The following is a 19,458-nucleotide window of genomic DNA, read 5'->3' as shown; positions in this document are numbered from 1 at the left end:
TGCTGGGATCCTTCCATGGCTTCACCCGTCGAACCCGACGCGGGGGTCGATGACCGTGTAGGAGAGGTCGATCAAGAGGTTCATCACCACGAACAGGATCGCCATCACCAGCACGAAGCCCTGCACCGCCGCATAATCGGACACCACCAGCGCCTCGACCGCGTAGGAGCCGATGCCCGGCCAGGCGAACACCTTCTCCACCAGCACGTTGGCGCCGAGCACGAAGGAGAACACCATGCCGAGGGTGGTCACCACCGGCAGCAGCGCATTGCGGAAGGCGTAGGTGAACAGGATCTTGCGGCGCGAGAGGCCGGCGGCGCGGGCGGTGCGGATGAAGTCGCTGGCCAGCACCTGCAGCATGGCGGCGCGGGTCATGCGCGCCAGCGGCGCCAGGGTGAAGATGGCAAGGGTGGCCGCCGGCAGAATGAGCTGCTTGAAGGCGGCGCCAGCGGTTTCCGGATCGCCGGCCAGCAGCGCGTCGATGACATAGAATCCGGTGATGGTGGGCGGCGAGATATAGATGAAGTCGAGCCGCCCCACCGGGGCCGGCGCCACGCCCAGGATGTAGTAGAACACATAGACCAGCGCGAGGCCGGTGAAGAACACCGGCAGTGAGACGCCCGCGGTGACCACCACGCGGCACAGGTGATCGACGAAGGTGCCCTGGCGGGTGGCGGCCAGAATGCCCAGCGGCACGGCGATGACCAGGGCCAGCAGCAGGGCGCTGAACGTCAGCTCCAGCGAGGCGGGCAGGCGGCTCAGCACATCAGACAGCACGGTCTGGCCGGTGGAGATGGACGAGCCGAGGTTGCCGGTGGCCAGATCCTGCAGATAGCGCACGAACTGTTCGGGCAGCGGCTTGTCGAGGCCCATGCCGGCGCGGATCTGGGCGATGGATTCCGGCGTGGCGGCCGGCCCGGCGAAATAGGCGGCGGGATCTCCGGGCAGCGCCCGGGTGATGATGAAGGTGACGACGATGACGCCGAACAGGGTGGGGATCGCCTGCGCGAGGCGCTTCAGGACAATCATGCCTCGCGAGGAGGTCATCGCCGGACTCCTTCGCCGCCCGCGGCGGCCGGTGCGGAAGGGAGACCGGGCCGCGGGCGGCCCGGTCCGTCGATGCGCCTGAGCGCTCAGGAGCTTGAGCGCTCAGAACTTGGAAGTGCTCAGAACTTGGAAGTGCTCAGGACTTGGTGAGCTTGCGGGCGTCCGGCTGGCGGTGGAACCAGAACTCGTAGCCGCTGATCTTCGGCGTCATGGCCGAGGAGAGGGCGGGCTGCCACAGAGGCACCCGCGGCACGTCCTCGAAGGCGATGTCGATCATCTTCTTGATGTTCGGGGCATAGGCCGGATCGTCCACCGAGAGGTCGAGGGTCTCGTTGACCAGCTTCACCATCTCCGGATTGTCGTAATTGGAGCTGTTGAAGATGGTGCCCGGCATGTAGGTCCAGAAGAAATAGTAGTCCGGATAGTTCAGCCAGCCACCGAAGTCGTCGAGATGCATCTCCAGGCGCCGCTCCACGTTGGCGGCGGTGCGCCAGTTGGCACCGGGGATCTTCTCGATGGTGGTCTTCACGCCGATCTTGGCGAGACTTTCCTGGATCAGCAGAGCGGTGGGCTCCATCCAGGAGGCGAGATCGAGGTTGATGTAGAGCGGAACGGTGAGGCCGTCCTTGTAGCCCGCCTCGGCCAGCAGCGCCTTGGCCTTCTCCAGGTCCTGCTTGTAGGGCGAGGGCTGGGGCCAGGCGATGCCCTCGGCCTTGTCGGCGCCCCACATGGGCACGCCGGTCTGGTAGGCGGCGGTCTTGAAGATGTCCTCATAGGGCAAAGCGTAGGCGATGGCCTGGCGCACGCGCTTGTCCTTGAAGGGGCCGAACTTGTCGTTGAGGGCCAGCACGTAGATGCAGTTCTCGATGGGGGTCGAGACCACCTTGGCCTTGCCGGAGGCCTTCAGCTCATTGGCATCCTTGTCGGGGATGTTGAACACCAGGTCGACGTCGCCGCGCTCGATCAGCGCCCGGCGGGTGGCGGCGGAGGGGATCTCGCGCATGATCACGCGCTTGGCGCCCGGCAGCGGGCCGGAGGTCCACTTGTCGTTGCGGGCGTAGACCACCTGCTGGCCGGGGTCCCAGCGTTCCACCACGAAGGCGCCGGAACCGGCGGTGTTGCGGTGGAGATATTCGGTCGCCCACGGGTCCTTCTCGGTGGCGTGGGCCTTGGCGACCTTGGAATTGATGATGAAGGGGATCGGCACCGCCAGATCAGGCAGGGTCAGCTTGCTCTTGCGGGGCAGGATGACCTTGATGGTCTTGTCGTCCACCACCTCGAACTGCTCGGGCTTCTCCATGAGGCCCGCCTTCATCTGGGTGGTGGGGAAGCCGCCGAGGCTCACCGCACGATCCAGCGACCACTTCACGTCCTGCGCTGTCACCGGCGAGCCGTCGGAGAACACCGCGTTGGGCCGCAGCTTGAAGGTGATGACCTTGCCGTCGTCAGAGACGGTCCAGCTCTCGGCGAGATCCGGCTCGATCTTGGTGGAATCGTAGCTCAGGGAGCCGTCCGGCATGGTCTTGGTGCCGAACTTCACCAGCCGGTCATAGGCGTTGATGGCCACCTGATAGCTGGCGCGGTTGGTGCCCTGGCGGTGCAGGTCAAGGGAGTTGATGGTGGCGCCGGTGGCGACGACAATGGTGTCGTTTGCGGCCGCGGCGGCCGGCAGGACCTCGGACAGTGGAAGCAGTCCGGCTCCGAGGAGCACGGCGGCGGACGACTTCAGGAACTCCCGGCGCTGCATAAGGTCTCTCCCTTCGGTGAGATGCAGATTGGATGCAAAATTACATGCAATCCTTGAAAGCAAGGTGCGTGCCATTTTGCAGTGCGGGAGAATTCAAGCCTTTGGAGACCCCTTGCCGCGGGAGGTTGTCGTTGCGGCGCTCAAACCAATAGCAATTGAATAAATTCTAAGCAGCGGGCCGCTTCAGCCCACCAGATGCGGGCGGCGATGGGTGACCACCACGGTGGAAGCCTCCTTCACCGCCAGGATATGCGCCCGCATGGCCTCATAGGCGGCGCCGCCGTCGCCTTTGTCGATGGCGGCCACCACCGCGCCGTGTTCCGCATGGGAATTGCGGATGCGGTTGGGCATGCGGAACTGGGCGTGGCGAAAGTGGAAGACGCGCCGCTGCGCGTCGAGGGTCAGGTCCACCAGGGCGGGATTGTGGGTGCCGTCATAGATGCACCGGTGGAAGACGCCGTTCACCTCCTCATAGGCGGCCACGTCGCCATCCTCCACCAGCGGTGCCGCCCGTGCCTGGAGCTCGAACAGCGTATGGCGCTCGGCGGCCGACATGCGCTCCGCCGCAAAACGGGCGCAGGCGCCTTCCAGCTCGGCCATGACCTCGAACAGCTGCAGCAGGCGCTCTTTGGACTGCTGCAGCACCACCACGCCCCGATGCGGGCGTCGTTCCACCAGCCCGAGCACCGACAACTGGCTCAGCACCTCGCGCACCGGCGTGCGGGAGACCTGGAAGCGGTCGGCCAGGCTCTGCTCGTCCAGCCGCATGCCCGGCCCCAGAACCCCGGTCACGATCTCTTCCGACAGCACGCGGCGGAGCTGATCCACGATCAGCTCGCGCTTGTCATCCATCTTGTCCGAAACCGAAAGCTGCGCCATTGCCGAATACCTAGAGCGGGAGAATAACCGCATGCGGGGGCCGGGAGAGCCGGCCGGGCGAGGGACGCCGTATTGCGGCATCGCCACTGGCCTGGCATCTGGCTCCATGCTCCCGAGTGGGGCCACGCCTCCTCGAACGCCCGCGCCGTCCCGCCGGAGCCGTCGCTGCCGACGCGCCGCGGCGATGGAACGCGCTGCCGGCTTGGCATGATGACGGAGCATCGTGGGGCAATGCAATAGGCTGGTCGTGCCAGCATGCACAACTTTAAGGCGCGATGGCCTTTCAGGCAGCGGGTGCGCGCCGCTTGACGGGGCCGCGGCCGCGTCGACATGCTGCCTTCATACGCCTGGTCTTTATGGACCGCTGGCGCCGGGGGCGGCGCCGGGGACGGGCGTGGGACGACAGGCGTGATGGCGGCAGGAAATCAGCGGTCGGAGCGCGCGGCGCCGGTCACCGGCGGGCGCCGTCGCGAGGTGTTCGTGGCCTTTCTCAAGCTGGGCCTCACCTCGTTCGGCGGGCCGGTGGCGCACCTTGGTTATTTTCGCGATGAACTGGTGCTGCGCCGCCGCTGGCTGGACGATGTCACCTTCGGCGAGCTGGTGGCCCTGTGCCAGTTCCTGCCCGGCCCGGCATCGAGCCAGGTGGGCTTCGCCCTGGGCCTGCTGCGGGGCGGCGGCCTCGCGGGTGGGGCGCTGGCATGGCTGGGGTTCACCGCCCCTTCCGTCCTGCTGCTGATGGCCTGCGCCCTGGGCGCCGCGGCGGTCACCGGGCCGCTGGCCGAGGGGCTGTTGCATGGTCTCAAGCTGGTGGCGGTGGCGGTGGTGGCGCAGGCGGTATGGGGCATGGCCCGCAGCCTCACGCCCGATGGTCCGCGCGCGGCCATCGCCCTCATGGCTGTGGCGCTGGTGGTTCTGCTCGGTGGCGCCATGGGGCAGGTGGCGGCCATCGCCATCGGCGCCCTGGCCGGCCTCGCCCTCTGCCGCCAGGGCCCGGCGCGCGCCGCCGTGGCGCTGCACTTTCCGGTGTCGCGGCGGGCGGGCCTGGTCGCCCTCGGCCTGTTCGTCGCCCTGTTCGTGGGGCCGCTGGCGCTGGTGCAGGCGGGCGGGTCCGGCGCTGTGGCGCTGTTCGAGTCCTTCTACCGGTCCGGGGCCCTGGTGTTCGGCGGCGGCCATGTGGTGCTGCCGCTGCTCGAAGCCGAGGTGGTGCGGCCGGACGGGCTGAGCGCCACCACCTTTCTCGCCGGCTACGGCCTGGCGCAGGCGGTGCCCGGGCCGCTGTTCACCTTTGCCGCCTATCTCGGCGCCGCCATGGGGCCGGCCACACTGCCGTCGGCGGGCGCGGCGGCGGGGGTGTGCGGCGCGCTGATCGCCCTTGGCGCCATCTTCCTGCCGGGGCTGCTGCTGGTCTATGGCATGCTGCCATTCTGGAGTGCCCTTCGGCCGCTGCCGGCCGCCCAGGCGGCCATGCGCGGGGCCAATGCGGCGGTGGTGGGCCTGCTCGGCGCGGCGCTCTATACCCCGGTTTGGACCAGCGCCGTATTCACCCCACGTGACTTCACCGTGGCGCTGGCCGGCTTCCTGTTGCTGACCGTGTGGCAGGCGCCGCCCTGGATGGTGGTGCTGCTGCTGGCCCTCGCCGGCATGGGCCTCACGACGCTCTGAGCCGGCGCCGGGGCGCGGGGCCCCGGCGTGGCGGCGCCTCAGTTCGCCGGCTTCGGCGCCCCGCGAGCGGCAGTCACCGCCGGGCAGGTGCTGTCGGCCAGCGGGCGGAAGGCGGTGTCGCCGGGCAGGGTGGCCACCAGCTTGTAAAGGTCCCATTCGCCCTTGGAGGCCTCCGGCGCCTTCACTTCGAATACGTAGAAATCGTGCACCATGCGGCCGTCCTCCCGCAGGTGGGCGTTGCGCACCACGTCATCCTTGATGGGCAGCTCGGCCATGGTCTTCACCACCGTGGTGGCATCATCGCTCTTGGCCGCCGCCACCGCCTTCAGATAGTGCAGGACCGAGGAATAGACGCCGGCGTGGATGGCGGACGGGATCTTGCCGTTCTGCGCCTTGAAGCGCTCGGAAAAGGCGCGGGTGCCCTCGTCCAGGTCCCAGTAGAAGCCTTCGGAGAGCAGGGTGCCCTGGGCGGTGGGCAGGCCCACGCTCTTCACGTCGAGGGCGGTGAGGAAGAAGGCCACCAGCTTCTGCTTCGAGCCCATGATGCCGAATTCACGCGCCGTCTTGATGCCGGAGACCGTATCGTTGCCCGCATTGGCGAGGGCGATGATGTCGGCGCCGGAGCCCTGGGCGGTGAGCAGCGGCGAGGACAGGTCCACCGCCGGGAACGGATGGCGCACCGAGCCGAGCACCTTGCCGCCCCGGGCCCCCACCACCGCCTTGGTATCGGCTTCCAGCTGATGGCCGAGGGCGTAGTCCGCCGTCACCAGATACCAGGAGGTGCCCGGCTGGGTGAGGCGGTTGGCGATGCCGGCCACCTGGACATAGGTGTCCCACATCCACTGCACCACATGGCCCGGCTGGCAGGCATCGCCGGTGAGCCGGGCGGTGCCGCCGGGGAACAGGGCGACGCGGTTCTTTTCCTTCACCAGCGGCGCGATGGCGAGCTGTATGGAGGCATTGGACATGTCGGCCAGCACGTCCACGCCGTCGATGTCGATCCATTTGCGGGCGGTGGCGGAGGCGATGTCGGCCTTGTTCTGGTGGTCGGCCGAGATCATCTCGATGGTCATGCCGGCGCATTCGGCCTTCAGGCAATCGTCGATGGCCATCTGCGCGGCGGTGACGGAGCCCTTGCCGGTGATGTCGGAATAGACCCCCGACATGTCGGTGAGCACGCCCACCTTGACCCTGCCGCCGGAGATCTCCGCATGGGCCGGCGCGGTGGCGAGCCCCGCCGCCAGCGCCAGGGCTGGAACGAGGCCGGCGCGGTTCAATCCTGTCCTCATGTCGCTTCTCCCGGTGTTTTCTATGTTGGTGGTCCGCTCACCAATGGGCCATGGGCAGGCCGGCCACCGGCGCGCGGAAACACGGAATGCGGCGGCCGCGCAGGCTGCCGATATAGACGGTGGTGAGGTCCGGCCCGCCGAAGGTGACGCTGGCGAACCAGGGGGCGAGGGTGCCGCCGCACGCGAGCATCAGCTCGGGGGTCGCCGCATCGGCCTCGAAGGCGGCCATGAGGGCGGCGCCGGCGGGGCTCCCCCTGTCGTCGTCGAGCAGGATCCGCAGTTCCCCCTCCGGGGTGATGGCGAACAGGCGGTCGGTCATCACATGGGTGCCCCACAGATTGCCATGGGCGTCGAAGGCGATGCCGTCGATGAAGGCGCCATGGTCGGCGGGGCCGAAGGTCTCGCGATCGGTCAGGCTGCCGTCGGGCAGCACCCGCAGGCGGGTGACGCAGCGGCCGCAGGTTTCCGCCACATAGAGCCATTCCTCACGGGCATCGAGGCGGATCTCATTGGTGAAGCGGAAGCCGTCGGCGACGATGCGCAGCCGGCCCTGGTCGTAAAGCGCGAGAAAGCCGTCGGCGATGTTCGGGCTCATGGCCCGCATCCAGTTGCGGGTGCGGGTGGAGATGGTGAGCCAGATGCGGTCGCGGCTGTCGCGCAGCACGAAATTGACCTTGCCGATGGGGGCGCCGTCGATGCTGTCGGCCAGCACCCGGCTGCGCCCGTCGCGGCTCATGATCTCCAGCCGATCGGTGCCGAAATTGGAGATCAGGATGTCGCCGTTGCGGGCGAAGGCGAGGCCGTTGGGCAGGGTGCCGGAGACAAAGCGGGTTTCTTCGTCGGTGGCGGCGGCGAATTGGGTGGCCTCCTGCTGGGCCACCAGCTCCTGGCTGCCGTCGGGGCGGATGTGCACCACCCCGCCGCGGGCGTCGGCGCTCCACAAGGAGCCGTCGCGCTCGGCGAGGATGCATTCGGGGCGCTGCAGGTCGGCGCCCACATAGGTGATGGCCGCCGGGTCCACCACAAAGCCGTCGAGGGGATTGGGCCGGGCCATGGCGATCTCCGCGCGGCTCAGAAGTTCACCGTGTCGGCACCCTTGAGGCCGAGGCTGGCGCGGGCCTCGTCGGGGGTGGCGATCTCATGGCCCAGTTCCTCCAGGATGCGGCGGATCTTCGCCACCTGCTCGGCATTGGAGGTGGCGAGCTTGCCGCGGCCGATGAACAGGCTGTCCTCCAGCCCCACCCGCACGTTGCCGCCCATCATCGCCGCCTGGGTGGCGAAGGCCATCTGGTGGCGGCCGGCGGCCAGCACCGACCACTGGTAATCGGAGCCGAACAGCTTGTCGGCGGTGCGCTTCATGAACATCAGATTGTCCATGTCGGCGCCGATGCCGCCGAGGATGCCGAAGATGAGCTGCAGGAACACCGGCGGCCGGAACCAGCCCTGGTCGAGGCAGTGGGCGAGATTGTAGAGGTGGCCCACGTCATAGCATTCATGCTCGAACTTGGTGCCGTGCTCCTCGCCCAGCATCTTATAGATCCGCTCGATGTCGCCGAACGTATTGCGGAAGATAAAATCCTTGGTGCCGGAGAGATAGGGCTCCTCCCAGGCGTGCTTCCAGTTGGAATAGCGCTTGGCGAGGGGATGGAGGGCGAAGTTCATGGAGCCCATGTTGAGCGAGCACATCTCCGGCGCCGCTTTCAGCGGGGCGGCCAGGCGCTCTTCCACGCTCATGTTGAGACCGCCGCCGGTGGTGATGTTGATCACCGCATCGGTGGCCTGCTTGATGCGCGGCAGGAACTGCATGAACACCGCCGGGTCGGGCGTCGGCCGGCCGTCGATCGGGTCGCGGGCGTGCAGGTGCAGGATGGCGGCGCCCGCCTCGGCGGCGGCGATGGCCTCAGCGGCGATCTCATTGGGGGTGATGGGCAGCGCATCCGACATGGTGGGCGTGTGAATGCCGCCCGTCACCGCGCAGGTGATGATGACCTTGCTCAAGGCTTCGCTCCGCAGGAAGAAGGGGATGGATCAGTCGGGAAGAATGGCGACGGCGCGGGTCCAGCCGGCCGAGGCGGCACGGACCTTCACCGGGAAGCAGCACACGGTGAAGCCAGTGGCGGGCAGCGCTTCGAGATTGTGGAGCTTCTCGATCTGGCAATAGCCCTTCTCGCGGCCCGCCTTGTGCCCCTCCCAGATCAGCGCGGCATCGCCGGTTTCGGCGAAGCGGCGGGCGGTGGCGCTGAAGGGGGCGTCCCAGCTCCAGCCGTCGGTGCCCACCACGCGGATGCCCTGTTGCACCAGATGGAGGGTGGCCGCGCGGCCGAAGCCGCAGCCGCGATCCACATAGTCCGCCGCGCCATAGGCGGTGCCGGCGGCGGTGTTGGCCACCACGATGTCGAAGGGCGCCAGGGTGTGGCCGATGCGGGCGAGCTCGGCGTCGATCTCGTCGGGGCTCACCACATGGCCGTCGGGCAGGTGGCGGAAATCGAGCTTCACACCCGGCCGGAAGCACCAGTCGAGGGGCACCTCGTCGATGGTGATCGCGCGGGCGCCGCCATCCATGGTGGGGTGGTAGTGCCAGGGGGCGTCCACATGGGTGCCGTTGTGGGTGGAGATGTGCGCGGTTTCCACCGCCCAGCCCATGCCGTCGGGCAATTGATCGGGGCGCAGCCCGGGAAAGGCGGCGCACAGGGCCGGCGCCGTTTCCCGGTGGGTGGCATAGTCGATCCGCACCCGCTGGAACGGCGGGTCTGCGGGAACGTCATTCTCCAGGGGAATGGAGATGTCGATCAGTCGGGGCACGGCGTTTCCATCCTGATGGGCGCCTGTGGCACCCGCTATTTTATACGAACGTACATCTTTTTGTACGATCGTACAATACGCCATTCTTCCCGGCCCCGAACCGTTGGCGCCGGCGTGCTGCTCGGTCTAGAAAGGACCTGAGCCGACAGCCCGATGGAGACCGCCACGCCCAAATCCGGCCAGGGACCCGAGCGCGCCGACACCGCCGCCAACGTCCGCAAGACACACACCGAGACGGCCCGCGAGCCACGCAGCGGGACGGCCGGCAAGAAAACGGGCAAGCCCGCCGGCGCCGTGGCGGAAAAGCGCGGGCGGCGTTCACCGGTGCCGGCCAGCGAGCGGGATCGGCCGGACCGGCGCCAGGACATTCTCGACAGCGCCGAGGCCCTGTTCGCGGAACGCGGCTATGCGGCGGTCTCGGTGCGCGACATCGCCGCCCGCGCCAGCGTGCCGGTGGCCCTGGTGGGCTATTATTTCGGCCGCAAGCCGGAGCTGTTCTCCACCGTGTTCGAGCACCGGCAGGGTAATCTCGACGAGCGCATCGCCCGCATCCGGGCGGTGGGGGCGAAGGGGCCAGGCCCGGGCCGGGTGGAAGAGATCGTCACCGCCTGGGCGGAGCCGGTGGTGCGGCTGCACGGTTCGGCCTCCGGGGATTCCTTCTCGCTGCTGGTGGCGCGCACCGCCTGGGACCCCGGCCCGGAGGCGAGCGCCATCATCGAGCGCTTCTACGACCCGCTGGTGCACGCCTTCCTGGAGGCGATGCGGATCGCGCTGCCCGGCTGCGCGGAGGCCCGGCTGCTGTGGGCCTATGAATATGCGGTGGGGGCGCTGCTGATGTACGTGGCCGACAAGCGCATCGAGCGCCTCTCCGGTGGCCGCGCCATCGCCGGCGATCCCACGGTGTTCGAGGATTTCGTGGCCTTCGTCAGCGCCGGCTTCCACACCCTCGCCCGCTAGCGGCGGGCCGCGTTCCACGGCTGGTCCCATGCCTGTGTCGCGGCGTGGACGGCGGCCGGATCTTTATGCGGTCTTTATGTCTTTCCCTTTGGTCCGCTCTCGAACCTTTATGCGGTTCGGCGCCATAGTCCCCTCCTCTTCCACGCGCCGGGGATCTCACCAGCTTTGGTGACGTTCGCGACAGTTGATCTGCTCCATTCTCGAGATGGAGGGGGCCATGATCGTGGATCTGGAACGGGACATGACCATGGATCTGCTTCTCATCGGCCTCACATTTCTCTGCTTTGCCGGCGCGCTGGCCTATGTCCGCGTCTGTGATGGTCTTTAGGCGAGGGTGGAGGCCGTGATGCTCTTCGATCTCATCGCCGGCGGCGCTGTGGCGCTGTGCATTCTGTTCTATCTCACCATCGCCCTCATCCGTCCCGAGTGGTTCTGACCACCCGGCGCCCATTCTTGCGAAGGCCTGTTCGATGACTGTGAACGGATGGCTTCAGATCCTCCTTTTCTGCGCAATCATCGTCGCGCTCGTGCGGCCGCTTGGCGGGTACATGACGCGGGTGTTCAGCGGCGAGCGCACGGTGCTCGCGCCGGTGCTCGGGCCGCTGGAGCGGGGGCTCTACCGGCTGGCGGGGACCGCGCCGGGGGAGGAGCAGCATTGGACCGCCTATGCGGTGGGCCTGCTGGTGTTCAACTTGGCCGGCGTGGTGGCGCTGTTCGCGCTGCAGCGGCTGCAGGGCATGGCGCCGTTCAACCCGATGGCCATGGCCGACGTGCCGCCCGACCTTGCCTTCAACACCGCCGTGAGCTTCGTCACCAACACCAACTGGCAGAATTACGGCGGCGAGACCACCTTGTCCTATCTCACGCAGATGTCGGGCCTGGCGGTGCAGAATTTCGTCTCCGCCGCCACCGGCATCGCCGTGGCCGTGGCGGTGATCCGCGCCTTCTCCCGCAAGTCCATGCGGACCCTCGGCAGCTTCTGGGTCGATCTCACCCGGTCCACGCTCTATGTGCTGCTGCCGGCCTGCATCGTGCTCACCCTGGCCTATGTGGCGCTCGGCGTGCCGCAGACCCTCGGTCCCTCTGTGGAGGCGCAGACCCTGGAGGGCGCGCGGCAGACCATCGCGGTGGGCCCGGTCGCCTCCCAGCTCGCCATCAAGATGCTGGGCACCAATGGCGGCGGCTTCTTCAACGTGAATTCCGCCCACCCCTTCGAGAATCCCGGTGCCCTCGCCAACCTGATCCAAATGGTCTCCATCTTCGCCCTGGGCGCCGGGCTGACCAATGTATTCGGCCGCATGGTGGGCGATGAGCGCCAGGGCTGGGCGCTGTTCATCGCCATGGGCCTCTTGTTCCTCGCCGGGGTGGCGGTGTGCTACGGCGCCGAGGCCGCCGGCAATCCGCTGGTGCATGCGCTGGGCATCGAGGGCGGCAACATGGAGGGCAAGGAGGCGCGCTTCGGCATCGCCGTGTCGGCGCTGTTCGCCACCGTCACCACCGCCGCTTCCTGCGGCGCGGTGAATGCCATGCACGACAGCTTCATGGCGCTCGGCGGCATGGTCCCGCTCATCAACATGATGCTGGGCGAGATCATCATCGGCGGCGTCGGCGCCGGCTTTTACGGCATGATCCTGTTCGTGGTGGTGGCGGTGTTCGTGGCCGGCCTCATGGTGGGGCGCACGCCGGAATATCTCGGCAAGAAGATCGAGGCCCGGGAGGTCAAGATGGCCATGCTGGCGGTGCTGTGCCTGCCGCTCGCCATGCTCGGCTTCACCGCGGCGGCGAGCGTGCTGCCCGGCGCGGTGGCCTCCATCGCCAATCCTGGCCCGCACGGCTTCTCCGAGATGCTCTATGCCTACACCTCCGGCGCCGCCAACAACGGCTCGGCCTTCGGCGGCCTTTCCGGCAACACGCCCTGGTACAATGTGACCCTGGCTCTTGCCATGCTGATGGGGCGGTTCCTGGTCATCATCCCGGCCCTGGCGCTGGCCGGGGCGCTGGTGGAAAAGAAGGCGGCGCCCGCCTCCGCCGGCACCTTTCCCACCCATGGCGGCCTTTTCGTGGGCCTGCTGGTGGGGGTGATCGTGATCGTCGGCGGCCTCACTTTCTTCCCGGCCATCGCCCTCGGGCCCATCGTCGAGCATCTGGCGCTGCTCGATGGCACCACCTTCTGAGCCGGCGCCATCCCCATGGCGCGCCCGCCGTCTTCCACCCCCACCCCGCGCCGCCGGCCCGCCCGGGCGGGGCGGGCCGGGGATGATCCCACCCCGCCCAGGATCTCGACCCTGCTGCTCGGCATGCTGGCCATGGCCCTGATCGGGCTGGGCTTTGCCGCCGTGCTCACCCTTGTGTCGGCGGTCGGCTGATCACGCGCCGCCCCGCCTTTGAGGCTCATCTGGAGGCTCATCATGAGCAAGTCGCCGTCCGCGCGCATTCTCGATGCCCGCATTCTTCTGCCGGCCCTCGGTGATGCGGTCCGCAAGCTTGATCTGCGCACCCTGGCCAAAAACCCGGTCATGTTCGTGGTGGCGCTGGTGTCGGCGCTCACCACCGTGCTGCTGGTGCGCGATGCGCTGAGCGGCGGCGCCGGCCTGGGCTTTTCCTTTCAGATCGTGCTGTGGCTGTGGTTCACCGTGCTGTTCGCCAATTTCGCGGAGGCGGTGGCGGAGGGGCGCGGCAAGGCGCAGGCCGACGCCCTGCGCCGCACCCGCACCGAGACCCAGGCCAAGCTGCTCTCCGGCGCGGACCGCGGCACCTTCACCCTGGTGCCCGGCACCAGCCTCAAGCTGGGCGACGTGGTGCTGGTGGAAGCCGGCGACATCATCCCCTCCGATGGCGAGGTGATCGAGGGCGTGGCCTCGGTGAACGAAGCGGCCATCACCGGCGAGAGCGCGCCGGTGATCCGCGAGAGCGGCGGCGACCGCTCGGCGGTCACCGGCGGCACCCAGGTGCTGTCCGACTGGATCCGCGTGCGCATCACCGCGGCCGCCGGCGCCACCTTCATCGATCGCATGATCGCTTTGGTGGAAGGCGCCGCGCGGCAGAAGACCCCCAACGAGATCGCCCTCAACATCCTGCTGGCGGGCATGACGCTGATCTTCGTGCTGGCCACGGTCACCATCCCGAGCTTTGCCGCCTACGCCGGCGGCACCATTCCGGTGATCGTGCTGGTGGCGCTGTTCGTCACCCTCATTCCCACCACCATCGGCGCCCTGCTGTCGGCCATCGGCATCGCCGGCATGGATCGGCTGGTGCGCTTCAACGTGCTGGCCATGTCCGGCCGCGCGGTGGAGGCGGCAGGGGACGTGGACACCCTGCTGCTGGACAAGACCGGCACCATCACCCTCGGCAACCGCCAGGCCACCGCCTTCCTGCCGGTGCGGGGCGTCACCGATCGCGACTTGGCGGATGCCGCCCAGCTCGCGTCGCTGGCCGACGAAACCCCCGAGGGGCGTTCCATCGTGGTGCTGGCGAAGGAGAAATACGCCATTCGCGCCCGCGACATGGCCAGCCTGCGCGCCACCTTCGTGCCGTTCACCGCGCAGACCCGCATGAGCGGGGTGGACATGGATGGAGAAGGCATCCGCAAGGGCGCGGTGGATGCGGTGCTGAAGCATTTGGAGGCCCAGCCGGCGGCCGGCATCGACGCCGAGGCACGGCGGGAGATCGAGGCCATCGCCGAGGATGTGGCGCGGTCCGGCGGCACTCCCCTGGCGGTGCTGCGCGGTCCGCGTCTGCTGGGCGTCGTGCACCTCAAGGACATCGTCAAGGGCGGCATCAAGGAGCGTTTCGCCGAGCTGCGTCGCATGGGCATCCGCACGGTGATGATCACCGGCGACAACCCCATGACCGCCGCCGCCATCGCCGCCGAGGCGGGCGTGGACGACTTCCTCGCCCAGGCGACCCCCGAGAACAAGCTGGCCCTGATCCGCGAGGAGCAGGCCAAGGGCAAGCTCGTCGCCATGTGCGGCGACGGCACCAACGACGCGCCCGCTTTGGCGCAGGCCGATGTGGGTGTCGCCATGAACACCGGCACGGTGGCGGCGCGCGAGGCCGGCAACATGGTGGACCTGGACAGCGACCCCACCAAGCTCATCGAGATCGTCGAGATCGGCAAGCAGCTGCTGATGACCCGTGGCGCCCTCACCACCTTTTCCATCGCCAATGACGTGGCCAAGTATTTCGCCATCATCCCCGCCCTGTTCGTGGCCTTCTACCCGCAGCTGGGGGCCCTCAACATCATGGGGCTGGCGACACCGCAGAGCGCCATTCTCTCCGCCATCATCTTCAACGCCTTGATCATCGTGGCGCTGATCCCGCTGGCCCTGAAGGGGGTGCGCTACCGGGCGGTCGGCGCCGGCGCGCTGCTCACCCGCAATCTGGTGGTCTACGGCCTCGGCGGCATCATCGTCCCGTTCGCCGGCATCAAGGCCATCGATCTGGCCGTCACCGCCCTCGGCCTCGCCTGACGGCGGCTTCTTCCTGAAAGGAGACAAGCATGCTCAAGCAGCTGCGTCCCGCCCTGGTGATGCTGGTGGCGTTGACCCTCATCACCGGCCTCGCCTATCCCCTGGCCATGACCGGCCTTGCCCAGGCGGTGTTTCCCGCCCAGGCCAACGGCAGCCTGATCGAACGGGAGGGGCGGGTGATCGGCTCCGCTTTGATCGGCCAGGATTTCACCGCGGCGCGCTACTTCCATCCGCGCCCCTCGGCCACCCTTGGCGCCGATCCGAACGATCCAGCCAAAAGCGTGCCGCAGCCCTATAATGCGGCGAGTTCCATGGGCTCCAACCTCGGCCCCAGCAATGCGGTGCTGATCGACCGCATCACGGCCGAGGCGGCGCGGCTGCGGGCGGAGAACCCGGCGGCGCCGGTGCCGGTGGACCTGGTGACCACCTCCGGCAGCGGGCTCGATCCCGACCTGTCGCCGGCGGCCGCCCTGTTCCAGGTGCCGCGGGTGGCCCGGGCGCGGGGCCTCGGTGAAGACGCGGTGCGGGCGCTGGTGGTGGCGCATGTGAAGGATCGGCTGCTCGGCGTCATCGGCGAGCCGACGGTGAACGTGCTGGCGCTCAACCTGGCCTTGGACCAGCTCGGGCGGTGATGGGCGGCGAGCGGGGGAGGGACCATGGCTGACGACATGCGCGACGCACCGGCGCGTCCCTCGCCCGACGCGCTGTTGGAGAGCGCCGCGCGGGAGAGCCGCGGCCGCCTGAAGATCTTCCTCGGCGCCGCCCCCGGCGTTGGCAAGACCTATGAAATGCTGCTGTCGGGCCGTGCCCGGCGGGGCGATGGGGCGGATGTGGTGATCGGCGTGGTGGAGACCCACGGCCGCGCCGAGACCGAGGCCCTGGTGGAGGGCTTCGAGATCATTCCGCTCCGCCCTGTCACCTACAAAGGGCGCCTGCTCGCGGAGATGGACCTCGATGCCATCCTCGCCCGCCGGCCGGCGCTGGTGCTGGTGGACGAGCTCGCCCACACCAATGTGGACGGCAGCCGCCATCCCAAGCGCTATCTGGATGTGGAAGAGCTGCTGGCCCGTGGCATCGATGTCTACACCACCCTCAACATCCAGCATGTGGAGAGCCTCAACGACGTGGTGGCGCAGATCACCCGCATCCGCGTGCGCGAGACGGTGCCCGATTCCATCCTCGACCGGGCCGACGACATCGAGGTGATCGACCTCACCCCCGATGATCTCATCAAGCGTCTCAACGCGGGCAAGGTCTATCTGCCCACCACCGCCCGGCGCGCCATCGCGAACTATTTCTCCCCCGGCAACCTCACCGCCCTGCGGGAGCTGGCCCTGCGGCGCACCGCCCAGCGGGTGGACGAGCAATTGGTCAGCCACATGCAGGCGCATGCCATATCCGGCCCGTGGGCGGCGGGCGAGCGGGTGCTGGTGTGCGTCAATGAGGAGGCGCGGGGCCGCGCGCTGGTGCGCTATGCCCGCCGGCAGGCGGACCGCCTGCGCGCGCCCTGGGCGGCGCTGCACGTGGAGACCTCCCGCGATGCGGCGCTCGCCGAGGCGGACAAGGATCGCATCGCCGCGCACCTGCGCCTGGCCGAGCAGCTCGGGGCGGAGGCGGTGACCCTTCCCGGACAGGACGTGGCGGGCGACATCCTGCGCTATGCCGCCGCCAACAATTTCACCCATGTGGTGGTGGGCAGCCCCGGCCAGCCGCGCTGGCGCGAGCTGCTGACCGGTTCGGTCTCCCATGACCTGATCCGCCGTGCCGGCGACATCGCCGTGCATGTGATCTCCGGCGCCGAGCGCGAGGCCGCCGCGCCGGGCTGGAGCGTGAAGGCGGCCGCGGCGCGCCCGCCGTTCCGCATCGGCCCCTATGTCGTCGGCACCCTCTATGTGGCGGGCGCCCTCGCCGCCAGCGTGGTGCTCGACCGGGTGCTCGATGTGCGCAACCTGGCCCTGGTGTTCCTCATGGGGGTGCTGGGCACGGCGGTGACGGCGGGCCTGTGGCCGGCGCTCTATGCCTGCCTCGCCAGCGCGCTGGCCTTCAACTATTTTTTCCTGGAGCCGCGCTACACCCTGACCATTCAGGACCCCGAGAGCGTGCTCGCGCTGGCGTTCTTCCTGGTGGTGGCGGTGATCGCCAGCAATCTCATGGCGCGGGTGCAGCGCCAGGCGGAAACCGCGCGCCAGCGAGCCCGCGTCACCGAGGATCTCTATCTCTTCTCCAGGAAGCTGGCGGGGGCGGGCACCCTCGACGACGTGCTGTGGGCGAGCGCCCACCAGCTCGCCCTGATGCTCAAGGTGCGGGTGGTGATCCTGATGCCAGAGGCGGAAGGCCTGGCGGTGAAGGCCGGCTATCCGCCTGACGACAGCCTGGTGGAGGCGGATCTGGCCGCCGCCCGCTGGGCCTGGGCCCACGACCATGCCGCCGGGCGCGGCGCCGATACCCTGCCGGGCGCGCGCCGGCTCTACCTGCCGCTCAAATCGAGCCGCACCATCCTCGGCGTCATCGGCCTCGACAATGATCGGCAGGGGCCGCTGCTCACGCCCGAGCAGCAGCGGCTGTTCGATGCCCTGGCCGATCAGGCCGCCCTTGCCATCGAGCGCATTCAGCTGGTCGCCGACATCGACCAGGCCAAGCGCGCGGCGGAAACGGACCGGCTGCGCTCGGCGCTGCTCACCTCCCTTTCCCATGACCTGAAGACGCCGCTGGCCGCCATCCTGGGAGCGGCGGGCACGCTGCGCGACTATGCCGCCTCCATGTCGGAGCCGGACCGGGCCGATCTGCTGGCCACCGTCATCGACGAGGCCGAGCGGCTCAACCGGTTCATCGCCAACCTGCTGGACATGACCCGGCTGGAGACCGGCGCCATGCAGCCCAACGCCTCCTTCCAGTTCGCCGGCGATATGGTCGGCGCGGCCCTGCGCCGGGCCGAGAAGATCCTGGCCGGCCACCGGGTGGAGGTGGACATCGCCTCCGACCTGCCCATGGTGAAGGCCGACGCGGTGCTGTTTGAGCAGGTGGTCTTCAACCTTCTGGACAATGCCGCCAAATATGCGCCGGCGGGCTCCCTGGTGCGGATCACCGGCCGCCGGGAGGGGGCGGAGCTCGCCATCCGGGTGATGGACGAGGGGCCGGGCATTCCCGAGGCGGATCTGGAACGGGTGTTCGATTCCTTCTACCGTGTACGCAAGACCGACCACGTGCGCGCCGGCACCGGGCTCGGGCTGTCCATCTGCCGCGGCTTCGTCGAGGCCATGGGCGGCACCATCACGGTGGCCAACCGGCGCGAGCGCAGCGGCGCCCTCTTCACCCTCCGCCTGCCGCTGGCGACGGAGCTGCCCCATCTGGATGCGCAGGCATGACGGCGTCGACGGTCAGGATCCTGGTGGTGGATGACGAGCCGCCCATTCGCAAGCTGCTGCGGGTGGGCTTGGGCGCCGAGGGCTTCGCCATCGCCGAGGCCATCAACGCCCGCGATGCCATGGCGCAGGTGGAGGCCGCCCATCCCGACCTGATCCTGCTGGATCTCGGCCTGCCGGACCGCTCCGGCCACGATCTGCTCGAAGCCTGGCGCGCGGCGCGTGTGGATGTGCCCATCATCATCCTCTCGAGCCGCACCGACGAGACCGGCATCGTCCAGGCGTTGGAGCGCGGCGCCGACGATTATGTGTGCAAGCCGTTCGGCATGAAGGAGCTGGTGGCGCGCATCCGGGTCGCCCTGCGCCATCGCTTCCAGCAGCAGGGCGAGCGGCCGGTGTTCCAGAGCGGCGGACTGTCGGTGGATCTGGTGAAGCGTATCGTCAGGGTGGACGGCCGCGAGGTGAAGCTGTCGCCGAAGGAATACGATATCCTGCGCATCCTGGTGCAGCACGCCGGTAAGGTGATCACCCACCAGCACCTGCTGGGGCAGGTGTGGGGGGAGGCGGCCGATGTGCAGTATCTGCGCGTCTATGTCCGCCAGCTCCGGCAGAAGATCGAAACCTCGCCGGACCAGCCACACTACATCATGACCGAGACCGGCGTGGGCTACCGCCTGCGCGAGGCCGACGGGTGAGGGCGGGCGGTGGCGCCACGGCATCGGCCGGCGCGCGCCCCATGAAGCGAACGAGACCCATGCAGATTGCTGATTTTCTTTCGCCGGAGAACGTCTTCGTCGATTTGGCGCCGGCCTCCAAGGCGGCGGTGCTGGCGCGCCTGGCGGATCTCGCCGGCCGCCGGCTGGGCCGGCCGGGGGACGAGATTCTGGAGCTGTTGGCGGCCCGCGAGCGGCTCGGCTCCACCGGCATCGGCGAGGGTGTCGCCATTCCCCACGCGCGGGTCCCCGGCCTGCGCCAGCCGGTGGGGCTGCTTGCGCGGCTGGCCAGCCCGGTCCCGTTCGAGGCCATTGACGACGTGCCGGTGGACATGGTGTTCGTGCTGCTGCTGCCGGAGGAGGGCGCCGGGGCCCATCTCAACGTCCTGGCCTGCATCGCCCGGCAGCTGCGGGCGTCGCAGGTGCGGGAGGCCATGCGGCTGGCGGGCGACGCGGCGCAGCTCTACGCCGCCGCCGTCACCGAGCCAGCGGCGGCGCCCGGCCGGGCCTGAGCGCCGCCCTCAGGATGGG

The 19,458-nt window shown here is 68.8% G+C and carries 17 protein-coding genes; 10 read left to right on the top strand and 7 right to left on the bottom strand.

The genetic code is table 11. From position 1 onward, the window contains the following. Positions 1 to 21: 21 nt before the first annotated feature. From MEU52_RS19175 to MEU52_RS19165, 3 genes are all read right to left on the bottom strand, one after another. Entirely contained in the window at positions 22 to 1,047 is a 1,026-nt protein-coding gene (locus tag MEU52_RS19175) for an ABC transporter permease (RefSeq protein ID WP_443267698.1), read from the bottom strand. Positions 1,048 to 1,183: 136 nt separating this feature from the next. After that, complete coding sequence (locus MEU52_RS19170) at positions 1,184 to 2,794, bottom strand: ABC transporter substrate-binding protein (RefSeq protein WP_238123570.1); 1,611 nt, start codon at positions 2,792 to 2,794, stop codon at positions 1,184 to 1,186. A 183-nt stretch (positions 2,795 to 2,977) separates the two neighbouring features. Next, positions 2,978 to 3,673, bottom strand: a complete 696-nt coding sequence (locus tag MEU52_RS19165; protein ID WP_238123569.1) for a GntR family transcriptional regulator — start codon at positions 3,671 to 3,673, stop codon at positions 2,978 to 2,980. A 411-nt stretch (positions 3,674 to 4,084) separates the two neighbouring features. Between MEU52_RS19165 and chrA the strand changes: the two genes are divergently transcribed. Further along, on the top strand, positions 4,085 to 5,335 hold the full coding sequence (chrA, locus tag MEU52_RS19160) for a chromate efflux transporter (protein ID WP_238123568.1): 1,251 nt from the start codon (positions 4,085 to 4,087) through the stop codon (positions 5,333 to 5,335). 38 nt (positions 5,336 to 5,373) lie between these two features. Here the strand turns inward: chrA and MEU52_RS19155 are convergent, their stop codons facing one another. Genes MEU52_RS19155 through MEU52_RS19140 form a run of 4 tightly spaced genes read right to left on the bottom strand, consistent with a single transcriptional unit; the run spans position 5,374 to position 9,426 of the window. Continuing rightward, complete coding sequence (locus tag MEU52_RS19155) at positions 5,374 to 6,624, bottom strand: ABC transporter substrate-binding protein (RefSeq protein WP_238123567.1); 1,251 nt, start codon at positions 6,622 to 6,624, stop codon at positions 5,374 to 5,376. Between the two features lie 37 nt (positions 6,625 to 6,661). Beyond that, the gene (locus MEU52_RS19150; RefSeq protein WP_238123566.1) at positions 6,662 to 7,678 is read right to left on the bottom strand and encodes an SMP-30/gluconolactonase/LRE family protein; all 1,017 of its coding nucleotides are present in this window, start codon (positions 7,676 to 7,678) and stop codon (positions 6,662 to 6,664) included. A 17-nt stretch (positions 7,679 to 7,695) separates the two neighbouring features. Next, entirely contained in the window at positions 7,696 to 8,622 is a 927-nt protein-coding gene (locus MEU52_RS19145) for a 3-keto-5-aminohexanoate cleavage protein (protein ID WP_273546388.1), read from the bottom strand. Positions 8,623 to 8,652: 30 nt separating this feature from the next. Then, positions 8,653 to 9,426, bottom strand: a complete 774-nt coding sequence (locus MEU52_RS19140; protein ID WP_238123565.1) for a cyclase family protein — start codon at positions 9,424 to 9,426, stop codon at positions 8,653 to 8,655. 153 nt (positions 9,427 to 9,579) lie between these two features. On the opposite strand from MEU52_RS19140, the gene MEU52_RS19135 reads away from it, so the two are divergent. The 9 genes from MEU52_RS19135 (at position 9,580) to MEU52_RS19095 (ending at position 19,439) form a co-directional block, all read left to right on the top strand. Continuing rightward, positions 9,580 to 10,383: a TetR/AcrR family transcriptional regulator gene (locus tag MEU52_RS19135; protein ID WP_238123564.1), complete on the top strand. Its 804-nt coding sequence runs from the start codon at positions 9,580 to 9,582 to the stop codon at positions 10,381 to 10,383. A gap of 346 nt (positions 10,384 to 10,729) precedes the next feature. Further along, on the top strand, positions 10,730 to 10,819 hold the full coding sequence (locus tag MEU52_RS19130; RefSeq protein ID WP_238123563.1) for a potassium-transporting ATPase subunit F: 90 nt from the start codon (positions 10,730 to 10,732) through the stop codon (positions 10,817 to 10,819). A 34-nt stretch (positions 10,820 to 10,853) separates the two neighbouring features. Next, positions 10,854 to 12,557: a potassium-transporting ATPase subunit KdpA gene (gene kdpA, locus MEU52_RS19125; RefSeq protein ID WP_238123562.1), complete on the top strand. Its 1,704-nt coding sequence runs from the start codon at positions 10,854 to 10,856 to the stop codon at positions 12,555 to 12,557. Positions 12,558 to 12,572: 15 nt separating this feature from the next. Continuing rightward, entirely contained in the window at positions 12,573 to 12,749 is a 177-nt protein-coding gene (locus tag MEU52_RS19120) for a hypothetical protein (RefSeq protein ID WP_238123561.1), read from the top strand. Between the two features lie 42 nt (positions 12,750 to 12,791). Beyond that, positions 12,792 to 14,852, top strand: coding sequence for a potassium-transporting ATPase subunit KdpB (gene kdpB, locus MEU52_RS19115; protein ID WP_238123560.1), 2,061 nt, complete (start codon positions 12,792 to 12,794; stop codon positions 14,850 to 14,852). A gap of 29 nt (positions 14,853 to 14,881) precedes the next feature. After that, positions 14,882 to 15,484, top strand: coding sequence for a K(+)-transporting ATPase subunit C (locus MEU52_RS19110; RefSeq protein ID WP_238123559.1), 603 nt, complete (start codon positions 14,882 to 14,884; stop codon positions 15,482 to 15,484). A gap of 24 nt (positions 15,485 to 15,508) precedes the next feature. Then, positions 15,509 to 18,217, top strand: a complete 2,709-nt coding sequence (locus MEU52_RS19105) for a sensor histidine kinase (RefSeq protein ID WP_238123558.1) — start codon at positions 15,509 to 15,511, stop codon at positions 18,215 to 18,217. Continuing rightward, the gene (locus MEU52_RS19100) at positions 18,214 to 18,909 is read left to right on the top strand and encodes a response regulator transcription factor (protein ID WP_238123557.1); all 696 of its coding nucleotides are present in this window, start codon (positions 18,214 to 18,216) and stop codon (positions 18,907 to 18,909) included. The genes MEU52_RS19105 and MEU52_RS19100 overlap by 4 nt, the downstream gene beginning before the upstream one ends. A 59-nt stretch (positions 18,910 to 18,968) precedes the next feature. Continuing rightward, positions 18,969 to 19,439 (top strand): PTS sugar transporter subunit IIA, encoded by a 471-nt coding sequence (locus MEU52_RS19095; RefSeq protein WP_238123556.1) that lies wholly within the window; start codon positions 18,969 to 18,971, stop codon positions 19,437 to 19,439. The last annotated feature ends 19 nt before the right edge of the window (positions 19,440 to 19,458 follow it).

This window comes from Xanthobacter sp. NM-25 (assembly GCF_022138605.1).
Taxonomy (GTDB): Bacteria; Pseudomonadota; Alphaproteobacteria; order Rhizobiales; family Xanthobacteraceae; genus Xanthobacter.
The sequence above is the reverse complement of the archived record's forward strand: the minus strand, read 5'-3'. Positions and strand labels throughout refer to the sequence as shown.